Annotated in this window: 1 pseudogene; it reads left to right on the plus strand. The window is 62.0% G+C overall.

Going from position 1 to position 387, the window contains the following annotated elements:
* Positions 1 to 113 precede the first annotated feature (113 nt).
* Positions 114 to 387: pseudogene (locus HWX39_RS35860) on the plus strand (IS3 family transposase); the annotation flags it as partial.

Here is a 387-nt window from a genome sequence, read left to right on the forward strand (position 1 = left end):
TGTATGCCTGTTTCGGTACCTTGAACATGCCTGATTTCCTTCCTTTCCGTCGAGTTTATACACGACCTCTTGGAAGGCGAAATTTCAGGGGAAGCTCAACGGAGCCGTTACCCAGCACGCCGAGCTCCAGTCGTCGACCGGTCAGCGATCTGGAGGCCGAGGTCAGTAGGTTGCGCAAGGAGTTGGCCAGCGCGAAGCTCGACATCGATATCCTCCGAAAGGCAACGGCGTACTTCGCGAAGGGGGTCGCGGTGAGGTACGCCTGGATCGACTCACACCGCGACCAGTACAGCGTGAGCCGGCTGTGCCGGGTGTTGGCCGTCTCGCGCAGCGGGTATTGCCAGTGGCGGGCTCGCCCGCCCAGCGTCAGGGCGCAGGCCAACCAGG

Source organism: Burkholderia sp. BCC0322, from assembly GCF_902833045.1.
Taxonomy (GTDB): domain Bacteria; phylum Pseudomonadota; class Gammaproteobacteria; order Burkholderiales; family Burkholderiaceae; genus Burkholderia.